A 25,549-nucleotide genomic window follows, 5' to 3' on the forward strand; every position below is an offset into this window, starting at 1 on the left:
CGGGCGATGCCGGGCCCGGACCGGCCGGCCCCGCCGGTACGCGGCCGTGGAGTGCAGGCTCCACGGCCGCGAGCCCCCTAGGACGACCAGCTCGCCACGAAATACCCCACGCCGTACGGTGCTTGGTCATACCGCAACTCCCCCTTCAGGCGCGCCCCCTCGCCCGCCCCCGCGAGCACCTGCAGCGGCGCGCGGCCCGCCGCCTTGAGCTCGTACGCCAACTCCTCGTCGAGCGCGGCCAGCGCTCCGGTGTCGGCGGCCGCCAGCGCCCGCGCCACCTCGGCGTCGAACGGGGCCGCCCGCTCGTCGAGATAGCCCGGCGCCTTCAGCGTGCGGCATGCGGTGCCGTCGCCCATCACCAGCAGCGCGACCCGCTCCGCCCGCCCGGCGAGCTCCCTTCCGACTTCAATACACCGCTCGGCCGCGAGAGGTTCCCCTACGCCCAGCCCCTCGACGGGCACCGCCGGGTCCCACTCCGCGTGCTCCAGCAGCCAGGCGCCGACCGCCAGCGACGTCGGCAGCGACGTCGGCAGCGACGTCGGCAGCGAGCGCGAGGACCCGCCGTCCGCGGCATCACCGCCGCCGGACGCCTCGTCCTCCGCCACCGGCGCGGCGAGCCGCACATCCACTTCCACGCCGAAGCCGCGGAACGTCCCGGCCGCGCCCTGCGCATGCGGCCCGCGCCCGGCGCGATCGGCGGGCCCCACCACGATCAGGCGCTCCGGACGCGCCGCCGCGAGGGCGTGGATGGCCTTGAAGCACTCCGCGCGCAGCCCGTCCAGCTCGGGGGCGGCTCCGGCGGCGACCTCGGGCACCAACAGCGGCGGACACGGGCAGACGGCGGCGGCGATCAGCATGATCGTCAGCCTAGCCGTGCGCTCAGTCGCAGCCGCAGCCCGCGGCGGGCGCGGCCGGCAGCGGCGGAGGGGCGCCGACCGTCGGCAGGCCCAGCATCACCCCCGCGGGCTTCTTCTCCTCGGGCGCGTTCCGCCGCTCCCAGGCGTCCCCGGCGCGGGTGCGCCGCACGCCCCGGGCCGGGCCCTCGGCCAGCAGATGGTGGGGGGCGGCGTAGGTGATGTCGACCGTCACCACATCGCCGGGGCGCACCGGCTCCTCGGGGCGCGCGAAGTGCACCAGGCGGTTGTCGGGGGCACGGCCGGACAGCCGCCGCGTGGCGTCGTCCTTACGGCCCTCACCCTCGGCGACCAGCACCTCCAGCGTGCGCCCGACCTGCTTCTTGTTCTCCTCCCAGGAGATCTCCTCCTGGAGGGCGACCAGCCGCTCGTAGCGCTCCTGGACGACCGCCTTGGGCACCTGGCCGTCCATTTCGGCGGCGGGCGTCCCGGGCCGCTTGGAGTACTGGAAGGTGAACGCCTGGGCGAAGCGCGCCTCGCGCACCACGTGCAGCGTCTGCTCGAAGTCCTCCTCGGTCTCGCCGGGGAAGCCGACGATGATGTCGGTCGAGATGGCGGCGTCCGGCATCGCGGCCCGCACCTTCTCGATGATGCCCAGGTAGCGCTCCTGCCGGTACGAGCGGCGCATCGCCTTGAGCACGGTGTCCGAGCCGGACTGCAGCGGCATGTGCAGCTGCGGCATCACGTTCTCCGTCTCCGCCATGGCGGCGATGACGTCGTCGGTGAAGTCGCGCGGATGCGGCGAGGTGAACCGGACCCGCTCCAGGCCCTCGACCTTCCCGCAGGCGCGCAGCAGCTTGCTGAACGCCTCGCGGTCGCCGATGTCGGAGCCGTACGCGTTGACGTTCTGGCCGAGCAGGGTGATCTCGGTGACGCCCTCGGCGACCAGGGTCTCCACCTCGGCGAGGATGTCGCCGGGGCGGCGGTCCTTCTCCTTGCCGCGCAGCGCCGGGACGATGCAGAAGGTGCAGGTGTTGTTGCAGCCCACGGAGATGGAGACCCACGCCGCGTACGCGGACTCGCGCCGCGTCGGCAGCGTGGAGGGGAAGGCTTCCAGGGACTCGGCGATCTCGACCTGGGCCTCCTCCTGGACGCGGGCGCGCTCCAGCAGCACCGGCAGGCTGCCGATGTTGTGGGTGCCGAAGACCACGTCGACCCAGGGGGCCTTGTTGACGATGGTGTCGCGGTCCTTCTGGGCCAGGCAGCCGCCGACGGCGATCTGCATGCCCGGCCGCCGCGCCTTGATCGGCGCGAGCCGGCCGAGGTTGCCGTACAGCCGGTTGTCGGCGTTCTCCCGCACCGCGCAGGTGTTGAAGACGACGATGTCGGCCTCGCCCTCGCCGGTGCCCTCGGGCGCGCGGACATAGCCCGCCTCTTCCAGGAGGCCCGAGAGCCGCTCGGAGTCGTGGACATTCATCTGGCACCCGTAGGTGCGGATCTCGTAGCTCTTGGGTGCTTGAACGTCCACTGCCGGGCTCCGGTCGCTGCTGATGGTCACCCGACAAGGGTAGGCGCTCACGCGAAGCCCCTCTGCCGGGCGGTTGAACGGGCCACCGACCCGTCCCCCGGCGGTGGACCGAGGGCCGAGCACCGGCACACTGTGTTCCATGACACGGAACAGCGCGCAGGGCAACATGCTCGACAAGGCGATGGCCGTCCTCGACTGCTTCCGGCCCGACGGCGGCGCGTTCCGTCTCACAGAACTGTCCGCGCGGACCGGGCTGGCCAAGACCACCGTGTTCCGGCTCTGCGCCGATCTGGTCCGTCTCGGCCTGCTCGAACGTGACGCCGAGACCTACCGGCTCGGAGGCACCCTCTTCGAACTGGGCTCGCTCGTCCCGCGCCGGCGCGATCTGCGGGAAGCCGCGCTGCCGTTCCTGCAGGACCTCTTCGAGGCCACGCACGAGACGGTGCACCTCGGGGTGCGCGAGGGCCACGAGGTGGTCTACGTCGAGCGCATCCACGGCCACGACGCCCTTCGACTGCCGTCCCGCATCGGCGGCCGACTGCCCCTGACCTGCACCGGCGTCGGCAAGGCGCTTCTGGCGTTCTCGGGCTCCGAGTTGGTCGAGGAGATCCTGGCCGCGCCTCTGCCCGCCCTGACCTCCCACTCGATCACCGATCCGGACCGGCTGCGCACGGCCGTCGAGCAGGCCCAGGTCGCGGGTCTGGCCTACGAAGAGGAAGAGGCGGCTCCGGGGGTCAGCTGCATCGCGGCTCCCGTGTTCGACGGACCGACCTCGGTGGCGGCGCTGTCGGTGGCCGTACCCCGCGGCCGCTTCCGCCCGGCGCAGCTGGCACCGGCGGTCCGGACGGCGGCCCTGGGCCTGTCGAGGGCCCTGCGCTCCGGCAGGTGAGCGGGAGGGCGCGCCCGCTCGACGGGATACGCGCCTCGCCCCTGCCCTCCCGTCACGGCTCGCCCCTCCCCTCCCGTCAGCCGGCCTGGCAAGATCCTCGCCATGGCCGTCACCCTTCCGCGCCTGGACCGGCGCCGTGCCCTGCAGTCCGCCGCCGCGGGCCTCGTCGCCCTCGGGCTGCTGCTGTGGTGGCTGCTGGCGTCGGGCGGTGGCCCCTCGCCCAGCGGCCGGGTGACGTTCGCGACGGGGGTCTCCACCGGGGTCTACGACACTTACGGCCGGATGCTCGAGCAGGACCTCGCCCGGGACCTCCCCGATGTCGATGTGCGGCTGGAGCAGTCCAGGGGGTCCCCGGACAACGTCGAGCGGCTGGCCCGGGGCAGGGCCACCTTCGCCATCGCGGCCACCGACGCCGTCGCCGCCTATCAGGGCGAGGGAGCGGGGCGGCTGCGGGCCTGCGCCCGGCTGTACGACGACTACATGCAGCTGGTCGTGCCGAGGGGCTCGGCCGTGCGATCGGCCCGCGATCTGAAGCATCTGCGGGTGGGGGTGGGCGACGACGGCTCTGGCGTGCAGCTGATCACCCGGGCGCTGATCAAGGCCGCCGGGCTCGACTTCGACCGGGACATCCGGGCGGAGCGGGTCGGCATCGACGCCATGCCGAGGCTGCTGCGGCAGGGCAAGCTCGACGCCTTCTTCTGGTCGGGCGGGCTGCCGACCACCGCGGTGCGCACCCTGGCCCACGCCTACCCGATCCGGCTCGTCCAGCTCGGCGACCTCACCGGCCCGCTGCACCGGCAGGGCGGGGTGACGCGCTACTACCGGGCGGCCACCGTGCCCGCCGACGCGTACGAGGAGATACGCAGGCCGGAGCCGGTCAAGACGATCGCCGTACCGAACCTCCTGGTCACCACGGACCGGGTGGCCCCCGATCTGGCGGAGGGCGTCACCCGCACGGTGATAGAGAACCGGGACCGCATCGGCGCGAAGGTGCACGCCGCCCAGAAGGTGGACCTGCGGACCGCCGTCTTCACCGATCCCCTCGCCCTCCACAAGGGCGCGGCGCGCTATTACCGCTCGGTCAAGCCGTAGTCCGGCACCGCTGCCGCCTCGATATGGCGGACGAACGGGGCCTCGTCCGGCAGGATCATCACATGGCGGTGAAGAACGGCAGGCGGTGGAACCACAACATCCACTACCACCCCCGCATCCTCCACGCGGTCCCCGACGGCGCCCAGCGCGCCCTTGACGTCGGCTGCGGCGAGGGCATGCTCGCCCGCGCGCTCCGGCGGACCGTGCCACAGGTCACCGGGATCGACCTCGACGCGGCAAGCATCGATCGGGGACGTGCGTACGGGGACGACGTCGACTACGTCCTGGGCGATTCCCTGAGCCATCCCTTCGAGCCCGCCTCGTTCGACGTCATCGCGTCGGTGGCCACCCTGCACCATATGGACGCCGCCACCGGACTGGCCCGCATGCGCGACCTGCTGCGGCCCGGCGGCGTCCTGGCCGTCGTCGGCCTCGCCCGGAACTCGATGCCCAAGGATCTGCCGCGCGTCCTCGCCGCCATCGCCGCCGGTACCGTCCACCTCGCCAGGAAAGGGCACTGGAACCATCCGTCCCCCGTCGTATGGCCGCCGCCGGTGACCTACCCGGAGATGCGGGCGCTGGCCGCCGAGCTCCTGCCCGGCTCGCGGTACCGCCGTCACGTCCTGTGGCGCTACAGCATCGTCTGGCGCAAGCCGCCGGACTGAGCGGCGAGCGACCTTACGGCCCGCCTCACGTCCTCACGTCCTTACGGCCCGCCTCACGGTCCTCACAGCCCGCCTCACGTCCTTACGGTCGTCACGGTCTCGCCGGGCCCCGTCCGCGGCACCGTAATGGTCACGCGCAGACCGCGGGGCTCGTTGGGCGCGTAGTCGATCGTGCCCCCGCCCGCCGCGAGCAGCGCGCGGGTGATGGACAGGCCCAGGCCCGAGCCCGAGACGTTCTGGTGGCGGCTGCTGCGCCAGAAGCGGTCGCCGATGCGGGCGAGTTCGTCCTCGGTGAGGCCCGGGCCGCCGTCGGCGACGACGATCGCCACGGTGTCGCCCTCCGTACGCGCCGAGACCTCCACATGCGCCCCCTCGGGCGTGAACTTCAGGGCGTTGTCGACAACGGCGTCCAGCGCACTGGACAGGGCCACCGGGTCGGCCCAGCCGGTGATGGCTGCGGGGCCGGTGTAGGCGAGCCCGACCTCCTCCCGCTCGGCCACCCGAAGCCAGGCGTCCACCCGGTCGGTCGCCAGCTCCGCGATATCGGTGAGCCGCAGATCCGCGGCGGAGTGCTCGGCCAGGGCGAGGTCGAGCAGATCGTCCAGGACTCTGGCCAGGCGCTTGCCCTCCGCCCGCACCGAGGCGATCTCCTCATGGCCGTCCGGCAGCTCCAGCGCCAGCAGCTCGATGCGCAGCAAGAGCGCGGAGAGCGGATTGCGCAGTTGGTGGGAGGCGTCGGCGACGAACGCCCGCTGCTGCTCCAGGACCTGCTCGACGTTGTCGGCCATCTCGTTGAACGAGCGGGCCAGCCGCCGCAGCTCCGGGGGCCCCGAGGCGGCCGCGACGCGTGACTGCATCCGCCCGGTCGCGATGTCGTGGGTCGCGGTGTCCAGGACGCGCACCGGCCGCAGCACCCATCCGGTGAGCCGGAAGGCGGCCCCCACGGCCAGCAGCATCGCGGCGCATTCGCCCGCGCCGATCACCAGCCAGCCGTGCAGGATCCGCGACCGCATCTGGCCGGTGGGCGAGTCGGTGACGACGACGGCCACCACGTCCCCGTCGCGGACGACAGGGGAGGCCACGGTGAGCCTGCCCCGCTGCCAGGGCCACACCTGGGGCGGATCGTGGCTGCGGCGCCCGGCGAGGGCCTCGTCGAACGCCTGGGCGCTCTCGCCCGTGTCCGGCAGCCGCCAGGCGCCGGGCGCCTCGGCCATGGGCGGTGCGTCCCGGTCCCGGTAGAAGACCCCGGCCCGGATGCCATACAGGTCGTGGTAGCGCTTCAGCTCGGCGCGCAGGGTGCCCAGCCGCTCGTTCCCCTCTGCGCCGACCGCCCCGGTCGGCCCGGCGGTGACGAACTGGGCGAGCGCGGCGAAGCGCGCGGTGTCGTCGATCCGGTCGACGACCACACGCTGCTGCTCCCGGGCGGCCAGACTCCCCGCGAGCGGGAAGCCGAGCGCGAGCAGCACGCCCGCCATGAGGACGATGAGGAGCGGGAGGAGCCGAGTGCGCACCGAGGGAGCCCCGGTCGCTCAGCAGGCCGGGGCGACGAGGCGATAGCCCACCCCGCGCACGGTCTCGATCAGGGCGGGCATCCGCAGCTTGGAGCGCAGGGAGGCGATGTGGACCTCCAGGGTGCGCCCCGTCCCCTCCCAACTGGTGCGCCAGACCTCGCTGATGATCTGCTCCCGGCGGAAGACCACACCGGGGCGCTGGGCGAGCAGGGCGAGCAGATCGAACTCCTTGCGGGTGAGCGAGACGGTCGTGCCGTTGACGGAGACCTGGCGGGTGGGCAGCTCGATGGTCACCGGGCCGAGCCGCAGCGGCGGATGGGAGCCGTCCGGGCTCTCCTCGGTGCCGTGGCCCGGGTCGTGGGCGGCGGTGCGGCGGCTGACGGCGTGGATCCGGGCGAGCAGCTCCATGGTGTCGTACGGCTTGACCACATAGTCGTCGGCGCCGAGGTTGAGCCCGTGTATGCGGGAGCGCACATCGGCGCGCGCCGTCACCATGATCACGGGTGTGGCGGTGCGCTTGCGGATCTTGCCGCACACCTCGAAACCGTCCTGGTCGGGCAGTCCGAGGTCGAGGAGGACGACGCCGAACGGGGCGCCGGAGTCCGGCAGCAGCGCCTGCAGCGCCTCCTCGCCGCTGCGGGCGTGGGTGACCTCGAAACCGTGCTTGGAGAGCATGGCGGACAGGGCCGCGGCGACATGGTTGTCGTCCTCGACGAGCAGCAGTCTCACCGGCCCCTCCGCCACCTTTCCGTATCTGGGGAGACGCGCCCCGTACGTGTCCCCGTCACCATGTCTTCGAATGCGGCCACGAACATGGCCACAGGGCATCCACCCCGATCGACGGGCAGCCGTCAAGACCATTCGGTCACACACTGGTTTCCGTTACGCAGCCGGTACGGTGTGCGTCGTCCCGTTCACGCAGAGTGGCGCGTCGCAGCCATATCGTTATCCTCAATTTCAGCTCAGATGTAATGACGCTGGTCGCGGGCGCTCATTAGTGTCCTCCCAACCGAGGAGGACGGAGCGAGACGCCGATGAGCGAAGTATCGGTGACCAAGGACGCCGCACCGGTGGCGAACGCGTTGGTTGCGTTGTCAGGAGTCAACAAGCACTTCGGCGCGCTGCATGTGCTCCAGGACATCGACCTGACCATCAGCCGCGGCGAAGTGGTCGTCGTCATCGGGCCGTCCGGGTCCGGGAAGTCGACGCTGTGCCGCACGGTCAACCGGCTGGAGACGATCGACTCCGGCTCCATCACGATCGACGGCAAGCCGCTGCCCCAGGAGGGCAAGGAGCTCGCCCGGCTGCGTGCCGACGTGGGCATGGTCTTCCAGTCCTTCAACCTCTTCGCGCACAAGACGGTGCTCGAGAACGTGATGCTGGGCCAGACCAAGGTCCGTAAGACGGACAAGAAGGCCGCCGAGGAAAAGGCCCGCACGCTGCTCGACCGGGTCGGCGTCGGCGCCCAGGCGGACAAGTACCCCGCCCAGCTGTCCGGCGGCCAGCAGCAGCGCGTGGCGATCGCGCGCGCCCTGGCCATGGACCCGAAGGTGATGCTCTTCGACGAGCCGACCTCGGCGCTGGACCCGGAGATGATCAACGAGGTGCTGGAGGTCATGCAGCAGCTCGCCCGGGACGGCATGACGATGGTCGTCGTCACCCATGAGATGGGCTTCGCCCGCTCCGCCGCGAACCGGGTGGTCTTCATGGCCGACGGCCGGATCGTCGAAGAGGCCGAGCCGGAGCAGTTCTTCAACAACCCCCGCAGCGACCGGGCCAAGGACTTCCTGTCGAAGATCCTTCACCACTGAGCCCGCTGAGTCCGCACTGGCTCGGCAGACCGCCGGCGGCACGTTCGCCACTGCGTATCTGAACCACGTACTGAACACAGAGGGATGGGCACCATGAGGATTCGTAAGACGGCCGCGGCGGCCACGGTGGTTCTCGCGCTGGCCGCGACGGCGACCGCCTGTGGCGGCGAGAAGGGCACCGCCGGGGACAAGCCGAAGGGCGGCGAGGTCTTCAGCGGCGACTACACGGTCGCGAAGGATGTGAAGATCGACTCGCCGACCCTGAAGGCGGCGCAGAAGCGCGGCAAGATCGTCATCGGCGCCAAGGCCGACCAGCCCTTCCTCGGGTTCCAGGACACCGAGGGCAAGCGCTCCGGCTTCGACATCGAGATCGCCAAGATGGTCGCCGCCGACCTCGGCTTCTCCGCGGACAAGATCACCTTCAAGACGGTGGACTCCAACGTCCGCGAGACCTCCATCTCCAAGGGCCAGGTCGACTACTACGTCGGCACCTACACCATCAACGACGAGCGCAAGAAGCAGGTCGGCTTCGCGGGCCCGTACCTCACAGCCGGTGCCGATCTGCTGGTCCGCAAGGAGGACAAGGGCAAGATCACCGGCCCGGACAGCATCAAGGGCAAGAAGGTCTGCTCGATCGTGGGCTCCACCCCGCTCCAGGAGATCAAGAAGCCGAAGTACGGCGCCAAGACCACCGAGCTGAGCAAGTACTCGCTCTGCGTCAAGCAGCTGCTCGACGGCCAGGTCGACGCGGTCACCACCGATGACGCGATCCTCAAGGGCTACGCCGCCCAGCGCCCGAGCAAGCTGTACGTGGTCGGCAAGCCGTTCACCGAGGAGCCGTACGGCGTCGGCATGAACAAGAACGACAAGGCGCTCCGCGACGCGATCACCGACTCGCTCGAGAAGCACATCAAGAACGGCGACTACAAGAAGGCGTACGAGGGCACGCTCGGCAAGTCCGGCTCCTCCTACGTCGCGCCGAAGACGCCCCTGCCGCGCTACTGAGCAGGGCTCTCCGTCCGCCCGTTCACCCGATCGCCTGTTCACCTCGAAGCCGGTGCGCTCCGCACGCCGCTGACCTGACCGCTACCGCGGAGAATCGATGAACGTACTTCTCGATCATTTGCCCCAGTTCCGGGAGGGGTTCCTGGGAACCCTCTCCATCACGGCGGCCAGTGCGGCGCTGGCTCTCGTGCTGGGCGTCGTCATAGCCGGCTTCCGGGTGTCGCCCATACCGCCGCTGCGGGCGTTCGGGACGGCCTGGGTCACCCTGCTGCGCAACACCCCGCTGACCCTGCTGTTCCTGATCTCGTTCTTCGTGATCCCGCAGATCTTCTTCCCGGGGACGAGCCCCTTCGTCCTCGCCATGATGGCGCTGGGCTGCTACACGTCGTCCTTCGTCTGCGAGGCCGTGCGGTCCGGTATCAACACCGTGCCGCTCGGCCAGGCGGAGGCCGCGCGCAGCCTGGGGATGACCTTCGTCCAGACCCTCCGGCTGATCGTCCTCCCCCAGGCCACCCGGTCCGTGATTCCGCCCATGAGCAGCATCTTCATCGCGCTCACCAAGAACTCGGCCATCGCCGGAGCGTTCAGCAACACCGAACTGTTCAATGTCTCGAAGCTGCTGAGTGACAAGGGCTTCGCGATCGGCTGGATCTTCCTGTGGATCGCGCTGTGCTACCTGGTCATCACCTTCGCGATCAGCGGTCTCTTCCGGCTGCTGGAGAACCGCCTGGAGGTGGCCCGATGAGCTCCAGCGTCCTGTACGACGCCCCCGGCCCCAAGGCCCGCGTCCGGAACCGCGTCTTCTCCGTGGTCGGCGGCCTGGCCGTGCTCGGGCTGATCGTCTTCGCGGTGGTGCGGCTGAACGCCAAGGGTCAGTTCGCGCCCGAGATGTGGGACATCTTCAACTACGCGGGGGTGCGGACCAGCATCCGCGACGGTGTGGTCACCACGCTGAAGGTGTTCGCGGTCGCGGCGGTCCTCTCCCTCGCCCTCGGTGTGCTGCTCGCCGTCGGCCGGCTCTCGGACCACAAGCCCGTCCGCTGGTTCGCGACCGGTTTCATCGAGCTGTTCCGGGCCGTTCCGCTGCTGATCACCATCTACGTGCTGTGGGTGCTCTTCCTGACCTACCGCTCGGACCTGGGCCTCAGCGGTGACAACACCGGCTTCTGGGCCCTGGTCATCGGCCTGACCGTCTACAACGGCTCGGTCCAGGCCGAGGTCTTGCGGGCGGGCATCAACTCGGTGCCCAGGGGCCAGCGCGAGGCCGCGTACGCCCTGGGCATGCGCAAGACCCAGGTCATGATGACGGTCCTGGTGCCGCAGGCCGTACGGGCGATGCTGCCGACCATCATCAGCCAGCTGGTGGTGACGCTGAAGGACACCTCGCTCGGCTATGTCATCACCTACCAGGAGCTGCTGTTCCAGCTTCAGCAGCTGGCCGGCAACATCGTCGTCAACGACGAGAACCCCTACGTCCCGGTGATCATCGTCGGTGGTGTTATCTACATCGCGATGTGCCTGGCCCTCTCCGCCCTCGCCACCTGGATCGAGCGGCGCGGCCGACGCGCCAAGACCGGCATCCGGGTCGCGGACGCCGGACAGCCGCTCGGGGCCGCCGACGCGCTCGACGTCATCGACCAGTCCGCGACCTCCGCGCCGGACGCGTCCGCGAGCAAGACGAACTGAGGGACCGTCCGGGCGACCGGGCGGACGCCGTCCGAAGGGCCGGGCGGATGAGTGAGACCCTTACCAGGGCGGTGGCGCACGCGCCACCGCCCTTCGTCGCTTGACGCGGGCAGCGGCAGTGGGTTGCATGCTTTCTGTGATCGCTCACCGGGTTTCAACTGCCAATTTCCGTACGTCACGTACGACCCGCAGGGCCACAGGAACCGCACCGTGGACCCGGTGATCGTCGCCGGGGCGGGCCCGGTCGGCCTCACCCTGGCCCTCGCCCTCGCGCGCCTCGAGGTGCCCGTCATCCTGCTGGACGAGTCCACGGAAGCCGAGGAGAGCCGACTGGCCCGCACCGTCGTGCTGCGCCCGGACGCCGCCGCCCTGCTGGAGCGGCTGGGCTGCCGGGTCACCGCCCGCACCCGGCCGTGGACCGGATGGCGCACGATGCGGCGGCGGCAGCTGGTGCGGCAGGTGCCCCTCACACCCGGCGGCCTCTTCGGCGGCTCGCCGTCGCCCGAGCGCGGCACCGGCGGCTGGGACGGCGGCCTTGACGACGCCATGGAGGCTCCCGAGGGTGACGGGCCCTCCCCGGAAGACGCGTCGGCACCGGCGCCCTCACCGCTGCATCTGCCCCAGCACGAGCTCACCCGGGCGCTGCGGGGCTCGCTGGCCGCCATGGGCGACGAGGACCTCGTCCGGATCGTCTCCGGAACCCGGATCGACGACCTGGAGCAGGACGACCACGGGGTCGGGGTGCGCACCCGGGGCGCCCAGTCCACCTGGTGGCGGGGCAGCTATCTGGTGGGCTGCGACGGGCCGCGGTCCACCGTCCGCAAGCTCCTGGGTGTGCGGTTCCCGGGCCGTACGGCGGTGGAGCGGCACGCCGTCGCGGCGCTGCGCGCGGAACTCCCCTGGCCCGGCGAGGCCCTGCTGCACCGCTCCCCGCCCTGGCGCAGCATCGATGCCGAGGTGACCGCCCGGCCGCTGCCGCACGGCCTGTGGCGGATCGACTGGCTGCTGCCGCCCGGCCGCGATCTGGTCACTCCCGATGCCCTGATGGTGCGGGTGCGCGACACCCTCGCGGGGTGGTGCGGCGAATCCGAGCCCCCCTATGAGCTGCTGGACACCGGCGTGCACACCGTGCACCACCGGCTCGCGCTGCGCTGGCGCGTCGGGCGCGCCTTCCTGGCCGGGGACGCCGCCCATCTGCTGGGCGCGCTCGGCACCCAGGGGCTCGAGGAAGGGCTGCGGGACGTCGACAACCTCGCCTGGAAACTGTCCCTCGCCTGGCACCACGGGGCCTCGGACGCCCTGCTGGACAGCTATCAGGCGGAGCGGCGCGGAGCCGTCGGGGCCCGGCTGCGCGCGGCGGACCAGGCGCTGCCGCTGGTACGGGCGGCCGGCGGCTGGCACGCGGTACGGCGCACCGTACGGCCCGGCGGGGCGCGCGGGCACGACGCGCTGCTCACCGAGGGTCACCTCGGGCGGGGTCCGCTGGGCGCGCCGCCGGTCTACGACCGCTCGCCACTGGCCCCGGCCGCGCCACCGGACGGCTCGGTCACGGTGGGCACGGCCCTCGGGGCGCCGGTCGCCGATGTGCCGGTGACCGCGCCGGACGGTTCGGTCGTACGGCTGCGGGAGCGGCTCGGCCGGGAGCTGCTGGTGGTGCTGGTCGCGCCCGGCACCGGAGTGTGGGACCGCCGGCACTGGATGCGTGCCGGGCTGATGCCACGGCTGGCGGCGGCCGTCGCGGCGCTGCCCCTGCGCACCGAGCTGCTGGTGGCCGAGGCGTATCCGGGAGCCCCGGCGCACACCGTGCTGCTGGTGCGGCCGGACGGCCATCTCGCCGCGGCGCTGTCCGGGGTGCGGCCGAGCGCGCTGTACGCGTGCGCGGACGCGGTCCGGGGCGGGAACGCGGCCAGGGGCGCCCCGGCGGAGGCGAGCGCGCGGCGATAGTGCGGGAGCGCGGGGCGGTAGTGCGGGAGCGCGGGGCGGTAGTGCGGGAGCGCGGGGCGGTAGTGCGGGAGCGCGGGGCTCAGCGGGGCGCGCCCGAGGTCGCGCTCGGGCGCCTGGCCGCATCTCCGGGCGCGTGGTCGGTGTCCGGGCGCGGGCGGTTGTCCGGGGGCGTGCGTGGTCCCGGCGCGCATCCGGGTCCGAGCCGGTGAGGTTGACCTTCCTTTCCGGCACATGATTCACTTCGCAGCGTGACTGACACCTGCTTGCCTCGCTTCTGGCGGAGGGTCCATCTGGACCTGGTCCGCTACGCGGGCTGTGTCTGTCGTCCGTCCTGCTGATCCGCCACATTCCCGCGCGGCGCGGCCGCGTCCCTTTCGCGATCGTTCAGGACGGTTCTCTGTGCCCGACGTACGTATTTCCACCCCCGGTCCCGTGCGCCCCTCCGCGGACCTCATCACGGACCCCGCATCCGGTCCCGTCGCCCCGCCAAGCGCCGCGGAACTGCTCGAGTTCGCCCGCCGGACCGCCGCCGACGCCGAGCTCGTCGCCTCCCTTCCGCTCGATCCGGAGGGCCGCACCTGGCTGCGCCTCGACGGGCCGGGCGGCAGTGAAGCCTGGCTGATCGGCTGGCCTCCGGGCACCGGCACCGGCTGGCACGACCACGGCGGCTCCCATGGCGCCTTCGTCTCGGCGGCGGGTGAGCTCAACGAGCAGTCACTCGCCGCGCGGCTGCCCACCGAGGGCTGGAAGACCCTGGAGCTGGCTGACGGCGTGGACCGCGAGCGGCGGCTGCCCGCCGGGCAGGGCCGGGCCTTCGGACCGCATCATGTGCATGAGGTGATCAACCCGTCCGACACCGAGCATGCGGTGTCGGTGCACGCCTACTATCCGCCGCTGCCGCTCATGCGGCGCTACAGCCGCACCGGTCAGACGCTGCGGCTGGAGCAGGTGGAGCGGCCCGAGGAGTGGGGATAACGCGATGGGCACGACCAAACGGAGCGTGGACGAGCTGCTGGCCGGGGCCCGAGAAGAGCTCGTTCGGCTGGAGCCCCTCGACGCCGCCGCGGCGCAGGCCGAGGGCGCGCTGCTGGTGGACATCCGGTACGCGGCGCTGCGGGAGCGCGACGGCACCATCCCGGGGGCGCTGATCGTCGAGCGGAACGAGCTGGAGTGGCGGCTCGACCCGCAGTGCGACCACCGGCTGCCCGAGGCCACCCACCACGATCTGCGGGTCGTGGTGGTGTGCAACGAGGGCTACGCGTCCAGCTTCGCCGCGGTCTCGCTGCGCCGGCTGGGGCTGGCACGGGCGACCGATCTGATCGGCGGCTTCCAGGCGTGGCGCGCGGCGGGCCTCCCGGTCGACTAGCGCCCCGCGTCGCAGGCGCCGGGACGGACCTGGAGCTCTCGGAGGTCGGCCGCCGGGGCTCAGAGATCCGGAAGGTGACGCTCCAGCAGCTCCACGTCCTCCCCCTCCTCCTCCAGCGCTCGCCGCACCACCCGCAGCGCCAGCCCCTCGGAGTACCCCTTGCGGGCCAGCATCCCGGCGAGACGGCGTATCCGCTTCTCCCGGTCCAGGCCACGGGTCGCCCTCAGCTTGCGATCGACCAGCTCGCGCGCGGTCCGCTCCTCCTGATCGGCGTCGAGCTGTCCCACGGCGTCGTCGATCAGGGCGGAGTCCACGCCCTTGGTACGCAGCTCGCGGGCGAGCGCCCGCCGGGCGAGCCCCCGGCTGTGGTGCCGGGATTCCACCCACGCCTCCGCGAACGCCGCGTCGTCGATCAGACCGACGTCCTCGAACCGGGACAGCACCTCCCGCGCCGCGTCGTCGGGGATGCCTCGGGTGCGCAGCGCGTCCGCGAGCTGCTTACGGGTGCGTGGGGTCCCGGTGAGCAGGCGCAGGCAGATTGCCCGCGCCTGCTCCTCCGGGCCCGGCGGCGGCCCCTGCTCGGCCCTCGACAAGGAGGGGGCGCCGCTGTCCGGACGGTCCGGGCGCTCCGGACGGCCTGGGCCGTCCGGCCATTCGGTCCGCCGTGTCATGGATCAGCTCTTGGCCGCGGCGGTCTTGGCCGCCTTCGCCCCGGACTTGGCCGCCGGGGCGGCCACGGCCTTCGCCGGTGCGGCGGCGGCCACGCCCGCGGCACCCGCCGCGTCCGCGGTGGGCTCCGCGGCGGCCGGGTCCTGGGGCTTCACCCCGATGCCGAGCTTTTCCTTGATCTTCTTCTCGATCTCATTGGCGAGATCGGGGTTGTCCTTCAGGAAGTTGCGGGCGTTCTCCTTGCCCTGGCCGAGCTGGTCGCCCTCGTAGGTGTACCAGGCACCGGACTTGCGGACGAAGCCGTGCTCAACGCCCATGTCGATCAGACCGCCCTCGCGGCTGATGCCCTGGCCGTAGAGGATGTCGAACTCGGCCTGCTTGAAGGGCGGCGCGACCTTGTTCTTGACGACCTTGCAGCGGGTACGGTTACCGACCGCGTCGGTGCCGTCCTTGAGGGTCTCGATGCGACGGATGTCGATGCGGACCGAGGCGTAGAACTTCAGCGCCCGGCCACCGGTCGTGGTCTCCGGGGAGCCGAACATGACGCCGATCTTCTCGCGCAGCTGGTTGATGAAGATCGCGGTGGTCTTGGACTGGTTCAGCGCGCTGGTGATCTTGCGGAGCGCCTGGCTCATCAGCCGGGCCTGGAGGCCGACGTGGGAGTCGCCCATCTCACCCTCGATCTCCGCGCGCGGCACCAGGGCGGCAACGGAGTCGATGACGATGAGGTCGAGAGCGCCGGAGCGGACCAGCATGTCCACGATCTCAAGCGCCTGCTCGCCGTTGTCCGGCTGGGACAGGATCAGCGAGTCGGTGTCCACGCCGAGCTTCTGCGCGTAGTCCGGGTCGAGGGCATGCTCCGCGTCCACGAAGGCGACCGTGCCACCCGCCCGCTGGGCGTTGGCCACCGCGTGCAGGGTCAGGGTCGTCTTACCCGAGGACTCCGGGCCGTAGACCTCCACCACGCGGCCGCGTGGCAGGCCGCCCACGCCGAGGGCGACGTCGAGAGCGGTCGACCCGGTGGGGATGACCTCAATGGGATCGTTCGGCCGGTCGCCCATGCGCATCACGGCGCCCTTGCCGAATTGCCGTTCAATCTGTGCGAGCGCGGCGTCGAGCGCCTTCTCGCGGTCGGTTCCTGCCATGGGTCCCACCCGGTTTGCTTGAGTCGATCGCTTCACGTCCAAGACGCTAGCGCCTGCCACTGACAAGCGGCCCTGCCGTCCTCGGCCTGTGGATAACTGCCGGGGCCCCCATCAGAATGGATGTTCGATTTTTGTGTCAACCGCGCCGCGCCAGCGCGGCGCGCATCCGCGCGAGGGCCGAGGCTCCGCGCCGCCGCGTGCGCCCGTGCACCCGCAGATCGTCGGTCACGTCGTAGCGCTTGATGTACGCGCCGAGGAACGCCTGCAGCGTCGCGGTCGCCGGAATCGCGATCAGCGCGCCCACCGCACCCAGCAGCGCGGTGCCCGCTATCACCGATCCGAAGGAGACGGCCGGGTGGATGTCCACCGTCCTGGCGGTGATCCTCGGCTGCAGCAGATAGTTCTCGAACTGCTGGTAGATCACGACGAAGATCAGGACCCACAGCGCGTACCAGGGCTCGACGGTGAACGCGATCAGCATCGGCAGGGCCCCGGCCAGGTAGGTGCCGATGGTCGGGATGAACTGCGAGATCAGCCCCACCCAGACGGCCAGCGCCGGCGCGTAGGGCACGCCCAGGGCCTCCAGCAGGATGTAGTGGGCGACACCGGAGATCAGGGCCATCAGCCCGCGGGAGTAGATGTAGCCGCCGGTCTTGGCGACCGCGATCTCCCAGGCGCGCAACACCTCGACCTGCCGGGTCGGCGGCAGCACCGAGCACAGGGCGCGGCGCAGCCGGGGGCCGTCGGCGGCGAAGTAGAAGGCGAACAGGGTCACCGTCAGCGTCTTGAACAACCCGCCGAGCACCTGTGTGGAGACGTCCAGCACATTGTCGGCGCTGTTCTTGACGTAGCTCTGCAGCCAGTCGGAGTGCAGCAGGCTGTCCTGGATCTCCAGCCGCGACAGATGCGTATGGAACGTGTCGTTGATCCAGCTGACCACGTCATCGAGGTACTTCGGGAAGTCCTGGACCATGGTGATGATCTGGTCGGCGAGCATCGAGCCGAGCAGGGTGAAGAAGCCCGCGGCGCCGACGAGGATGGCGAGAAAGACCAGCCCGGTGGCCAGCCCCCGGCGCATACCGCGAGCGGCCATCCGGTCCACGGCGGGTTCGATCGCGAGCGCCAGGAAGAACGCGATCAGGATGTTCAGCAACAGCCCGGTCAGCTGGTCGAAGGCCCAGGTCGCAAGGCGGTAACAGGCCACCAGCGCGAGTGCGAGCACCATGGCGCGCGGCAGCCAGCGCGGCATGCGCGCGGCGGGTTGCGAGGGGTCCGAGGAGGCCCGAGCGGCGCTCGGGTTGTCGTCGGCGTCGGAGGAGAGGGTCTCTTCGGTCGGGGCCACGGAGCAAGTGTGGCGTACACCGGTCGAAGAAATCCGGCCACCCCGGGAAGCTGACGCGTCCGGAGCGGCCGGATACCGCTCAGCGCCTGCTCTCGGGGATCTCCATCGCGGCGCAGACCCCGCGCCAGACGTCCTTGGCCTCCCAGCCGTCCCTCAGCGCCTCGTGCACCGTCCGGCCGCCGAGTTGCGACATCACATGATCGCGCGCGAAGGAGTCGGCGTACGCCGCGCCGAAGTGGTCCGCCATTCGCTGCCAGAAGTCCGTCAACCGCATGTGACCAGTATCGCGCTCCCGGGGTGCACCGGTGCGTGAGCCCCCTACGGACCGTGTCCCGCGGCCTACGGTCTGTCCATGGACCGATCCGCAAGCCTCCCCTCCTCGCCGTCGTCGCCCCCCTTGCCCACTCCCGGGCCCGCCGAGCCGGCCCGGCCGCCCGGGTCCTCCGCGCTCGCCCGCGCCGAGCGGTTCGTCTGGCTGTCCGCCCGGGTGCTGGAGCAGCGCAGATTCGCGTACCACTTCCTGGGCGGCGGCGCCGAGGCGGTCGAGACCGCGCTGGCCGCGCACCTGGGGACCGACGGGGGCTACGGCCATGCGCTGGATCCGGATCTGCGCGGCCCGGTGAGCCAGCCGCCGCACGCCGTGCACGCCTTACGGGTGCTCGACGGGATCGGGCGGTGCGGCGGGCAGCGGGTGGAGCGCCTGTGCCGCTATCTGACATCCGTGTCCACCCCGGACGGCGCGCTGCCCGTCTGCCACCCCTCGCCGCACGGCTATCCGGCGGCCCCCTGGGTCCCGTCGGCGGAGGATCCGCGCGGTGATCTGCTGACCACCGGGCCGGTGGTGGGGCTGCTGCACCGCAATGAGGTGTGGCATGCCTGGCTCTTCCGGGCCACGGACTTCTGCTGGGCGGCGGTCGCCGCCTTGGCGGAGGGCGGCGCGACGTCGCGTCCGCACGAGGTCGCTGCGGCCGTCGCCTTCCTCGACGGGGCGCCGGACCGGGCCCGCGCCGAGGCGGCGGCCGAGCGGCTCGGCCGCCGGGTGCGGGAGGAGCGGCTGGTCGTGCCGCCCCCGGCCCCCGAGCCCGCCGAGGAACGCCCCCTGGCGCCGGGCCCCGGTGAGCCCCTGCAGGCGCATGACATCGCCCGTACGCCCGGTTCGCTGGCGCGCCGGTGGTTCACCGACGCCGAGGTGGAGCGGTCCCTGGACGCTCTCCTGGCCGCACAGCAGGAGGACGGCGGCTGGCCGCCGCACCGGCGCGCGTGGACGCCGGGGGCCACGCTGGAGTGGCGGTCGGTGGCGACCATCGAGGCGCTGCTGACGCTGCGGGCTTACGGACGGCGGATCTGAGCGCGGGTGTCCGGGGCGGTCACAGGGCCCGTACGCCGGCCGTGACGGCGACGGCCACGGCGACCACGACCAGGAAGGGGGCGCGGAGCACCAGCGCGAGCGCCGCCGCCCCCAGCCCGGCCGCCCTCGCGTCCAGGAGGAGGTGCCGGCCGTCGCTGAAGGTCTGCTGGGCGGTGAGGGCGGCCAGCAGGGCCACGGGCAGCAGCGCGGCCAGACGCCTGACGAGCGGGCGCTCCAGGACTCCGGCGGGCACCGACAGACCCAGCAGCTTCACCAGGTAGCAGCCCGCCGCGGTGACGCCGATGGCGATCCAGGTGGTCATCGGCGCTCACCCTCCGTGCCGCGCGTCATGCGCCCGTGCACCGTAAGGACGACGGGAGCGGCGAGCGCCGCCACCAGGACCGGGACCCCGGCGGGCAGCACCGGCTGGCACAGGAGCACCAGCAGGACGCCGAGACCGGCCACGGCGCGTTCGACGGTGCCGCTGAGCATGGGGGCCAGCAGGGCGAGGAAGACGGCGGGACCGGCGGCGTCCAGGCCCCAGGCGTCGGTGTCGCCGAGCGCGGACGCCCCCAGGGCGCCGATCAGTGTGGTGAGGTTCCACAGGACGTACAGGGTCAGCCCGGTGATCGTGAAGCCGAGGCGCGCGGTGCGCCGGTCGGGCTGGGCGAGGGCGACGGCCGAGGTCTCGTCGATGACCCAATGGGCCGCCAGGGGGCGCACCGCGCGCGGCAGCCCGAGGAGTCCGGACAGCCGCAGCCCGTAGAAGGCGTTGCGCACCCCGAGGAAGAACGCCCCGGCGGCGGCGGTGAACGGATTGCCGCCCGCCGCCAGCGCGCCCACGAGGGCGAACTGCGACGCCCCGGTGAAGACCAGCAGGCTGAGCGCGCAGGTCTGCAGCAGGCCGAGCCCGGCGCCCGCCGACGTCACCCCGAAGGCGAAGCCGGAGAGCCCCACCGCGACACCGACGCCCAGGGCGTCGCGGACGACGGCCGAGTCCGCAGGGGGCGCGGCGGGATCGGTTCGTATCTCTATCTGTTCTGACACAGCGCGCACGTTAAGAGAGCGCTTCGGCTCCGGTCTTGTACGTTCTTGCGCGCTCGCGCCGGTAGGCGCCCGGTGGCACCCCCACGATGCGGGTGAAGTGACGGTTCAGGTGGGACTGGTCGGTGAAGCCGACGGCGACGGCCACCTCGGCGGGCGCGGTCCCGGCGTCCAGCAGCCGCCGGGCCCGGCGGACCCGGGCGTCGGTGAGCCAGGTGTGCGGCGGCATCCCGTAGACCACGCGGAAGGCGCGCAGGAGGGCGAAGGGACCGGTGCCCAGCTCGGCCGCCAGCCGTTCCAGGGACGGCGGGTCCGCCATCCGCTCCTGGAGGATCGCGCGGGCGCGCGCCGCCGTCCGCGCACCCGCGGTGCGCGCCGTGCGCTCGGGGAGTGGGCCGCCGTGGTCACGCAGCAGCCGGGCGAGCGCGATGCGCAGCAGGCTGTCGGCGGCCAGTGCGTTGCCCTCCTCGGCGGCCCGGTGCACCGCGGTGACCAGCCGGGCGCCCTGGGGATCGTCGACGGTGGGGATCCGGAACCCGGCCGTGCCCCGGAGCGTGGTCGTCTCGGCGGCGATACCGGCGACCAGGTCCGCGGCCGGGTACAGCACGCTGTACGCCCACCCCTCGGGCGCCCCCGCCCGTCCGGTGTGCGGCACCTCCGGGTTGATGAGCGCGAGTCCGCCGGGCCCGGTGCGCTCGATGGCGCCGCGGTGGTGGAACTCCTCGACGCCCTCGGTGATCGCGGCGATCACGAAGGTCTCGTGGGTGTGCCAGACGAAGGTCTTGTGGATGTAGCGGGCGCGCAGCAGATCGACGCCCGGAAGCTGGGGGTACCGCCAGTGCCGCGCGCTCTCCCGGTTGCCCATGGCACCATTGTGCGCCCCGCCCGGGCCCCCTCTGACCTGCGGCTCCGTCCATTGTCAGTGGTGCGGTGCACGATGGAGGGCATGGCAGGCTCGGCGCTCGACGGATTCTCCCCGGCCACCCGCGGATGGTTCACGGGTGCCTTCACCGCGCCCACGCCCGCGCAGGAGGGCGCATGGCGGGCGATCGGCGCGGGCTCGGACGTCCTGGTCGTCGCCCCCACCGGCTCGGGCAAGACCCTGGCAGCCTTCCTGGCGGCCCTGGACAAGCTGGCGGGTGAGCCGCCCCCCGCCGAGACGAAGAAGCGCTGCCGGGTGCTCTATGTCTCCCCGCTGAAGGCCCTGGCGGTGGATGTCGAGCGCAATCTGCGCAGCCCGTTGACCGGTATCCGCCAGGAGGCGGTGCGGCTGGGCATGCCCGAGCCGGAGATCCGGGTGGGCACCCGCTCGGGCGACACCCCGGCCGCCGAGCGCCGCGCTCTGGCCACCCGCCCGCCGGACATCCTCATCACCACCCCCGAGTCGCTGTTCCTGATGCTCACCTCCGCCACCCGGGAGGCGCTGCGCGGGGTGGAGACCGTGATCCTGGACGAGGTCCACGCCGTCGCGGGCACGAAGCGGGGCGCCCATCTCGCGCTGTCCCTGGAGCGCCTCGACGAGGTGCTCGAGCGCCCCGCCCGGCGCATCGGCCTGTCCGCGACCGTGCGGCCGGTGGACGAGGTGGCGCGGTTCCTTTCGCCGCGGCGCAAGGTGGAGATCGTCCAGCCGCCCTCGGGCAAGGAGTTCGACCTGTCGGTGGTCGTGCCCGTGGAGGACCTGGGCGAGCTGGGCGGCGCCCCCGCCCAGGAGGGCGAGGCGGGCGAGCGGCCGTCGATCTGGCCCCATGTGGAGGAGCGGATCACCGATCTGGTCCAGGCCCACCGCTCCACCATCGTCTTCGCCAACTCCCGCCGGCTGGCCGAGCGGCTGTGCAACCGGCTGAACGAGATCGCCTACGAGCGGGCCACCGGTGAGGCCCTGCCCGAGGACCACTCCCCCGCCGAGGTGATGGCCGAGGCCGGTGCGGCCCGGGGCGCGCCCGCGCTGCTGGCCCGCGCGCACCACGGCTCGGTGTCCAAGGAGCAGCGGGCGCTGGTCGAGGAGGACCTCAAGGCGGGCCGGCTGCCCGCCGTCGTCGCCACCTCCAGCCTCGAGCTCGGCATCGACATGGGCGCGGTCGACCTGGTCGTCCAGGTCGAGTCGCCGCCCTCGGTGGCCTCCGGGCTGCAGCGGGTCGGCCGGGCCGGCCACCAGGTGGGCGCGGTCTCCACCGGTGTCGTCTTCCCCAAGTACCGCGGCGACCTGGTGCAGGCCGCGGTGGTCACCGAGCGGATGCGCGAGGGCGCCATCGAGTCGCTGCGGGTGCCCGCCAACCCGCTGGACGTGCTCGCCCAGCAGCTGATCGCCATGACCGCCATGGACACCTGGGACGTGGACGAGCTGCTCGCCCTGATCCGCCGCGCCGCGCCGTTCGCCTCGCTCCCCGAGTCGGCGTACACCTCGGTCCTCGACATGCTCGCGGGCCGCTACCCCTCCGACGCCTTCGCGGAGCTGCGGCCGCGCCTGGTGTGGGACCGCGTCGCCCATACGGTCACCGGCCGCCCGGGGGCTCAGCGGCTCGCGGTGACCTCCGGCGGCACCATCCCCGACCGCGGGCTCTTCGGCGTCTTCCTGGCGGGCGCCGACCCCAAGAAGGGCGGCGGCAGGGTCGGGGAACTCGACGAGGAGATGGTCTACGAGTCGCGGGTGGGCGATGTGTTCACCCTGGGCACCACCTCATGGCGGATCGAGGACATCACCCGCGACCGGGTCCTGGTCTCCCCCGCCCCCGGCGTCCCCGGCCGACTGCCCTTCTGGAAGGGCGACCAGCTCGGCCGCCCCCTGGAGCTGGGCCGCGCCCTGGGCGCGTTCCTGCGCGAGGTGGGCGCGCTGCAGCCGGAGGACGCCCGCCTGCGGCTGCTGGCCGCCGGTCTGGACGCCTGGGCCGCCGAGAACGTCATCGGCTACCTGGACGAGCAGCGCCGCGCCTGCGGGCATGTGCCGGACGACCGCACGATCGTGGTCGAGCGGTTCCGCGACGAGCTGGGCGACTGGCGCGTGGTGGTCCACTCCCCCTTCGGCGCGCAGGTCCACGCCCCCTGGGCGCTCGCCCTGGGCGCCCGCCTCGCCGAGCGCTACGGCATCGACGCCCAGGTCATGCACGCCGACGACGGCATCGTGCTGCGGCTGCCCGACGCCGATCTGATGGGGCTCGACCTCCTCGACACGGACCCGATGCGCCAGGGCGTGGAGTACGACACCGAGCAGTCCCCGGTGGGCGCGGCCGATGTCGCGTTCGACAAGGGCGAGATCAACCAGATCGTCACCGACCAGGTCGGCGGCTCCGCGCTGTTCGCCTCCCGGTTCCGCGAATGCGCCGCCCGCGCCCTGCTGCTGCCCCGCCGTGACCCCGGCAAGCGCACCCCGCTGTGGCAGCAGCGCCAGCGCGCCGCGCAGCTCCTCCAGGTGGCGAGCGAGTTCGGTTCCTTCCCGATCGTCCTCGAAGCGGTCCGCGAATGCCTCCAGGACGTCTTCGACGTTCCCGGCCTCACCGAGCTGATGGGCGACATCGAGGCCCGCCGGGTCCGGCTGGTGGAGGTGACCACCCCCGAGCCGTCCCCCTTCGCCCGTTCGCTGCTCTTCGGCTATGTGGCGCAGTTCCTCTACGAGGGCGACTCCCCGCTCGCCGAGCGCCGCGCCGCCGCGCTCTCCCTGGACTCGCGGCTGCTGGCCGAGCTCCTGGGCCAGGCCGAGCTGCGCGAGCTGCTCGACGCCGACGTCCTGGCCGAGCTGGAGCAGGAGCTCCAGTGGCTCACCGAGGACCGCCGGATCAAGGACGCCGAGGGCGTGGCCGACGCCCTGCGGGTGCTCGGCCCGCTCACCGCCGTCGAGCTGGCCGAGCGCGGTGCCGAGCCCGGGTGGGCCGAGGACCTGGCCGGGGCCCGGCGCGCCATCCGGGTCCGGATCGCGGGCGAGGACCACTGGGCCGCGGTGGAGGACGCGGGTCGGCTGCGGGACGCGCTCGGCACGGCCCTGCCGGTCGGCGTCCCCGAGGCGTTCACCGAGCCGGTCAAGGACCCCCTCGGCGATCTCCTGGCCCGCTACGCCCGCACCCACGGCCCGTTCACCTCGGCGCAGGCCGCCGCCCGCTTCGGCCTCGGCACGGCCGTCACCGATGGCGCCCTGCACCGGCTCGCCGCGAGCGACCGCGTCGTCCAGGGCGAATTCCACCCCTCGGGACTCGGCCAGGAGTGGTGCGACGCGGCGGTGCTGCGCCGCCTGCGGCGCCGCTCCCTGGCCGCGCTGCGCCATGAGCTGGAGCCCGTGCCGCCCTCGGCGCTCGCCGCCTTCCTCCCGCAGTGGCAGCATCTGGGCACCCACAGCCTGCGCGGTATCGACGGGCTGGTGCGCGCGATCGAGCAGCTCCAGGGCGCGCCGGTTCCCGCCTCCGCCCTGGAGAAGCTGGTCCTGCCGTCCCGGGTGAGCGACTACACCCCCACGATGCTCGACGAGCTCAGCGCCTCCGGGGAAGTCGTCTGGGCCGGTGCGGGCGCGCTGCCGGGCAAGGACGGCTGGGTCACCCTGCACCTGGCCGACACCGCTCCGCTGCTGCTGCACACCCCGCACCCCCTCGAGGCGGGCCCGCTCCACCAGGCCGTCCTCGACTCCCTGGCCGGGGGGTACGGGCTGTTCTTCCGCCAGATCGCCGAGCAGGCCCGCGCCGCCGGGCACGAGTTCCTGGACCCCGAGCTCGCCGAGGCCCTGTGGGACCTGGTCTGGGCGGGCCGGGTCACCGGTGACACCCTCGCCCCGCTGCGCTCCCTGCTGGGCTCGGGCCGTACGGCGGGCTCCACGGCCCACCGCGCCAAGCGCACGGTCCCCCGGGGGCGCTATGGCGGCCTTACGGGCCGCACCGGCCGCCCGACGGCGTCGCGCAACGGCCCGCCCACCGTCGCCGGGCGCTGGTCCCTGCTGCCGGAGCGCGAGCCTGAGCCCACCCACCGCGCCCATGCCCTGGCGCGCACCCTGCTCGACCGGCACGGTGTGGTCACCCGCGGAGCGGTCGCCGCCGAGGGTGTCGAGGGCGGCTTCTCCGCCGCCTACCGGGTGCTGTCCGCGTTCGAGGAGTCCGGCCAGGCGCGCCGCGGCTATGTGGTCGAGGGGCTCGGCGCCGCCCAGTTCGCGATGGACGGCGCGGTGGACCGGCTGCGCGCGGTCAGCACGGCCCGCGACCGCGCGGCGGCCCCGGCCTTCGACGGACAGCGCGGGCAGTCCCGGCGCGCCTACGTGCTCGCCGCGGCCGACCCCGCCAATGCCTACGGCGCCGCTCTCCCCTGGCCCGATCCGCCCGCCGACGCGGGCCACCGGCCGGGCCGCAAGGCGGGAGCGCTGGTGCTGCTCGTCGACGGGGAGCTGACGCTCTACATGGAGCGGGGCGGCAAGACCCTGCTCGCCTGGCCCTCGGGCGAGGCCGAGGCCGCGTCCCCGGAGGACGACGCCCGGCTGTGGACGGCGGTGGAGGCGCTGGCCGAGTCCGCCCGCGCGGGGGCGCTCGGCTCGGTCACCGTCGAGCGCGTCAACGGCGCCCAGGCACTCTCGTCCCCGATCGGCAAGCTCCTGGAATCTGCGGGCTTCCACCCGACCCCCAGGGGCCTCCGCCTGCGCCCTTGATCAACAGCCGCCGTCCACCCCTGAACAACGGCCTTCGCC

Annotated in this window: 24 protein-coding genes; 13 read left to right on the top strand and 11 right to left on the bottom strand. The window is 72.7% G+C overall.

The features are described 5' to 3' along the window. Positions 1 to 77: 77 nt before the first annotated feature. Together ACZ6TD_RS14890 and miaB are read right to left on the bottom strand one after the other, a co-directional pair. The gene (locus ACZ6TD_RS14890; protein WP_471354263.1) at positions 78 to 857 is read right to left on the bottom strand and encodes a class III extradiol dioxygenase subunit B-like domain-containing protein; all 780 of its coding nucleotides are present in this window, start codon (positions 855 to 857) and stop codon (positions 78 to 80) included. Positions 858 to 879: 22 nt separating this feature from the next. After that, entirely contained in the window at positions 880 to 2,412 is a 1,533-nt protein-coding gene (gene miaB / locus ACZ6TD_RS14895; RefSeq protein WP_471354265.1) for a tRNA (N6-isopentenyl adenosine(37)-C2)-methylthiotransferase MiaB, read from the bottom strand. Positions 2,413 to 2,548: 136 nt separating this feature from the next. Here miaB and ACZ6TD_RS14900 point away from each other — a divergent pair, with 136 nt between their 5' ends. The 3 genes from ACZ6TD_RS14900 (at position 2,549) to ACZ6TD_RS14910 (ending at position 5,028) form a co-directional block, all read left to right on the top strand. Beyond that, positions 2,549 to 3,271: an IclR family transcriptional regulator gene (locus ACZ6TD_RS14900; protein ID WP_471357747.1), complete on the top strand. Its 723-nt coding sequence runs from the start codon at positions 2,549 to 2,551 to the stop codon at positions 3,269 to 3,271. 102 nt (positions 3,272 to 3,373) lie between these two features. Continuing rightward, positions 3,374 to 4,363: a TAXI family TRAP transporter solute-binding subunit gene (locus tag ACZ6TD_RS14905; RefSeq protein WP_471354267.1), complete on the top strand. Its 990-nt coding sequence runs from the start codon at positions 3,374 to 3,376 to the stop codon at positions 4,361 to 4,363. A 62-nt stretch (positions 4,364 to 4,425) separates the two neighbouring features. Next, positions 4,426 to 5,028 carry a class I SAM-dependent methyltransferase gene (locus ACZ6TD_RS14910; protein ID WP_471354269.1) on the top strand — a complete coding sequence of 201 codons (603 nt, stop codon included), beginning with the start codon at positions 4,426 to 4,428 and terminating at the stop codon, positions 5,026 to 5,028. A gap of 74 nt (positions 5,029 to 5,102) precedes the next feature. On the opposite strand, the gene ACZ6TD_RS14915 is transcribed toward ACZ6TD_RS14910, so the two are convergent. Further along, the gene (locus ACZ6TD_RS14915; RefSeq protein ID WP_471354270.1) at positions 5,103 to 6,539 is read right to left on the bottom strand and encodes an ATP-binding protein; all 1,437 of its coding nucleotides are present in this window, start codon (positions 6,537 to 6,539) and stop codon (positions 5,103 to 5,105) included. Positions 6,540 to 6,557: 18 nt separating this feature from the next. After that, the gene (locus ACZ6TD_RS14920) at positions 6,558 to 7,268 is read right to left on the bottom strand and encodes a response regulator transcription factor (RefSeq protein ID WP_470011864.1); all 711 of its coding nucleotides are present in this window, start codon (positions 7,266 to 7,268) and stop codon (positions 6,558 to 6,560) included. 305 nt (positions 7,269 to 7,573) lie between these two features. Between ACZ6TD_RS14920 and ACZ6TD_RS14925 the strand changes: the two genes are divergently transcribed. The 8 genes from ACZ6TD_RS14925 (at position 7,574) to ACZ6TD_RS14960 (ending at position 14,351) form a co-directional block, all read left to right on the top strand. Next, positions 7,574 to 8,350 (top strand): amino acid ABC transporter ATP-binding protein, encoded by a 777-nt coding sequence (locus tag ACZ6TD_RS14925; protein WP_201852637.1) that lies wholly within the window; start codon positions 7,574 to 7,576, stop codon positions 8,348 to 8,350. Between the two features lie 93 nt (positions 8,351 to 8,443). Then, positions 8,444 to 9,355, top strand: a complete 912-nt coding sequence (locus tag ACZ6TD_RS14930) for a glutamate ABC transporter substrate-binding protein (protein ID WP_262702835.1) — start codon at positions 8,444 to 8,446, stop codon at positions 9,353 to 9,355. A gap of 97 nt (positions 9,356 to 9,452) precedes the next feature. Further along, complete coding sequence (locus ACZ6TD_RS14935) at positions 9,453 to 10,100, top strand: amino acid ABC transporter permease (RefSeq protein ID WP_471354273.1); 648 nt, start codon at positions 9,453 to 9,455, stop codon at positions 10,098 to 10,100. Beyond that, a complete protein-coding gene (locus ACZ6TD_RS14940) occupies positions 10,097 to 11,041 on the top strand; it encodes an amino acid ABC transporter permease (protein WP_471354274.1) in 945 nt (314 codons plus the stop codon). Before ACZ6TD_RS14935 ends, ACZ6TD_RS14940 begins: the two co-directional genes overlap by 4 nt. A 210-nt stretch (positions 11,042 to 11,251) precedes the next feature. Continuing rightward, positions 11,252 to 12,985, top strand: a complete 1,734-nt coding sequence (locus tag ACZ6TD_RS14945; RefSeq protein WP_471354276.1) for an FAD-dependent monooxygenase — start codon at positions 11,252 to 11,254, stop codon at positions 12,983 to 12,985. Between the two features lie 248 nt (positions 12,986 to 13,233). Further along, on the top strand, positions 13,234 to 13,323 hold the full coding sequence (locus ACZ6TD_RS14950) for a putative leader peptide (RefSeq protein WP_309471148.1): 90 nt from the start codon (positions 13,234 to 13,236) through the stop codon (positions 13,321 to 13,323). 94 nt (positions 13,324 to 13,417) lie between these two features. Next, the gene (locus ACZ6TD_RS14955; RefSeq protein ID WP_471354278.1) at positions 13,418 to 13,960 is read left to right on the top strand and encodes a cupin domain-containing protein; all 543 of its coding nucleotides are present in this window, start codon (positions 13,418 to 13,420) and stop codon (positions 13,958 to 13,960) included. 4 nt (positions 13,961 to 13,964) lie between these two features. Then, positions 13,965 to 14,351, top strand: coding sequence for a rhodanese-like domain-containing protein (locus ACZ6TD_RS14960; RefSeq protein ID WP_471354279.1), 387 nt, complete (start codon positions 13,965 to 13,967; stop codon positions 14,349 to 14,351). Positions 14,352 to 14,410: 59 nt separating this feature from the next. On the opposite strand, the gene recX is transcribed toward ACZ6TD_RS14960, so the two are convergent. The 4 genes from recX to ACZ6TD_RS14980 all read right to left on the bottom strand — a co-directional run bounded on the left by recX (position 14,411) and on the right by ACZ6TD_RS14980 (position 17,781). Continuing rightward, complete coding sequence (recX, locus tag ACZ6TD_RS14965) at positions 14,411 to 15,022, bottom strand: recombination regulator RecX (protein WP_471354281.1); 612 nt, start codon at positions 15,020 to 15,022, stop codon at positions 14,411 to 14,413. Positions 15,023 to 15,025: 3 nt separating this feature from the next. After that, positions 15,026 to 16,165: a recombinase RecA gene (recA, locus tag ACZ6TD_RS14970; protein ID WP_385202997.1), complete on the bottom strand. Its 1,140-nt coding sequence runs from the start codon at positions 16,163 to 16,165 to the stop codon at positions 15,026 to 15,028. Positions 16,166 to 16,301: 136 nt separating this feature from the next. Next, positions 16,302 to 17,507 (bottom strand): AI-2E family transporter, encoded by a 1,206-nt coding sequence (locus ACZ6TD_RS14975; protein ID WP_471354283.1) that lies wholly within the window; start codon positions 17,505 to 17,507, stop codon positions 16,302 to 16,304. Between the two features lie 79 nt (positions 17,508 to 17,586). Next, positions 17,587 to 17,781 (bottom strand): DUF3046 domain-containing protein, encoded by a 195-nt coding sequence (locus ACZ6TD_RS14980; protein WP_137979843.1) that lies wholly within the window; start codon positions 17,779 to 17,781, stop codon positions 17,587 to 17,589. Between the two features lie 78 nt (positions 17,782 to 17,859). Between ACZ6TD_RS14980 and ACZ6TD_RS14985 the strand changes: the two genes are divergently transcribed. Beyond that, positions 17,860 to 18,855: a hypothetical protein gene (locus ACZ6TD_RS14985; RefSeq protein WP_471354285.1), complete on the top strand. Its 996-nt coding sequence runs from the start codon at positions 17,860 to 17,862 to the stop codon at positions 18,853 to 18,855. A 19-nt stretch (positions 18,856 to 18,874) separates the two neighbouring features. Here ACZ6TD_RS14985 and ACZ6TD_RS14990 read toward each other — a convergent pair whose 3' ends face one another. From ACZ6TD_RS14990 to ACZ6TD_RS15000, 3 genes are read right to left on the bottom strand one after another with little or no spacing between them, the layout of a single operon-like run. Further along, on the bottom strand, positions 18,875 to 19,177 hold the full coding sequence (locus ACZ6TD_RS14990) for an AzlD domain-containing protein (protein WP_020868027.1): 303 nt from the start codon (positions 19,175 to 19,177) through the stop codon (positions 18,875 to 18,877). Then, entirely contained in the window at positions 19,174 to 19,911 is a 738-nt protein-coding gene (locus ACZ6TD_RS14995; protein WP_471354287.1) for an AzlC family ABC transporter permease, read from the bottom strand. Before ACZ6TD_RS14995 ends, ACZ6TD_RS14990 begins: the two co-directional genes overlap by 4 nt. A gap of 1 nt (position 19,912) precedes the next feature. Continuing rightward, the gene (locus ACZ6TD_RS15000; protein ID WP_471354289.1) at positions 19,913 to 20,764 is read right to left on the bottom strand and encodes an AraC family transcriptional regulator; all 852 of its coding nucleotides are present in this window, start codon (positions 20,762 to 20,764) and stop codon (positions 19,913 to 19,915) included. A gap of 81 nt (positions 20,765 to 20,845) precedes the next feature. On the opposite strand from ACZ6TD_RS15000, the gene ACZ6TD_RS15005 reads away from it, so the two are divergent. Next, complete coding sequence (locus ACZ6TD_RS15005) at positions 20,846 to 25,510, top strand: ATP-dependent helicase (protein ID WP_471354291.1); 4,665 nt, start codon at positions 20,846 to 20,848, stop codon at positions 25,508 to 25,510. Positions 25,511 to 25,549 lie beyond the last annotated feature (39 nt).

It is taken from the genome of Streptomyces yongxingensis (assembly GCF_055597465.1).